1 protein-coding gene is annotated in these 1,121 nt (G+C 56.6%); it reads right to left on the reverse strand.

The window, feature by feature from the left end; translation table 11 throughout:
- The coding region (locus JQ641_RS37700) for a hypothetical protein (protein WP_212002410.1) at positions 1 to 197 on the reverse strand (197 nt) is incomplete at its 3' end.
- Positions 198 to 1,121: the final 924 nt, after the last annotated feature.

The raw sequence follows: 1,121 nt of genomic DNA on the forward strand, positions 1-1,121 counted from the left end.
ATGGCTTTCAAGAGAAAGAAGTAAGTCCCGAAGACCGCTATCGCGAGCAGCGCCAGCAATTCCGGTTGCCCGAATCCATAGAAGAACAGGCTTGCAACTACCAGGATGTAGACTTGATATGGGCGAACGAATGGCCAGTAATAAAGGGCAAATACCCCAGACACGAACACCGCAAATTGCCACGACGTGAAAGTCAAAGAGTTAGCCTCCAGGCAGGGGTAGTGATTGGGAAAACCCCATCATGTCTGAAGCCAGCCTTCCAGCTCTTTCGAGATGCCTGCGGTTGCGAACGAGCGCGTCCCATGAATTCCGCGCAATCGAGCCGGTTTCGACGAACCCATCGCGAGCGAGCTCGTTTAGGTCCAGCTTCAACCCGTCGCGCAAACAAGCTCGCTCGCGTGGTCTTGCCGCCAAATGCTCTCATCTGCTGGGCTACACTCGATGGCGCCGTGGGGCTGTTTTCGCATGATTCATGCGGTGCGGTGGATCTGATTTGATACCGCGAGGGCATATTTTGATACAGTGTTTTGTTTTTCGCAGCCCCAGCTCATGAACTTTTTCCCGCAAGTTCACTAGCGACATCGCAGCTCCACCAAGTCTCAAAGCTCCTTTCGCTCACGCCGTCCCGGCATCCCGCCGCCAATATCGTTCCGCAGGCGCGACATGCAACTGTATCGACCCGTCGCACGTTGAAGGTCTGCTAGCGCGCTTTGTCTCTCGGCGGCTTCCCCAAAATCACCTCACGCCGGGTGCGCGAGCAGCCCGGCCGGTGGCGCGTTGGGCAAATCGATTCTGATTGTCAGAAGTCTTGTCAAGCACAAAATTTCCGAAAACCAAAAACATTTCCCTTCCCATCCACCCCAAATCACCTGCACATCTATGCCCATCCCGTCCCATTCAGAGGGGCGTCGGCCGTCGTCATGACGAGGGGCGGGGATGCGGTGGACGTTGACGTTGCGATTGACGGTCGCGGCTGATGCGTACGGCAAAAGCGTGTGGTCCTGGCGCCCGTAACGGCGTCAAGTCTGAAGAAGCTAACGCTTCCGAAGGGCGACGGTGGCAATAGAGGCCGTCTCACCGGGGAGAGCGCGTCATAAGCCGTAAAGCCACTGCGCAGGGAA

The organism is Bradyrhizobium sp. JYMT SZCCT0180 (assembly GCF_018130165.1).
Lineage (GTDB): Bacteria > Pseudomonadota > Alphaproteobacteria > Rhizobiales > Xanthobacteraceae > Bradyrhizobium.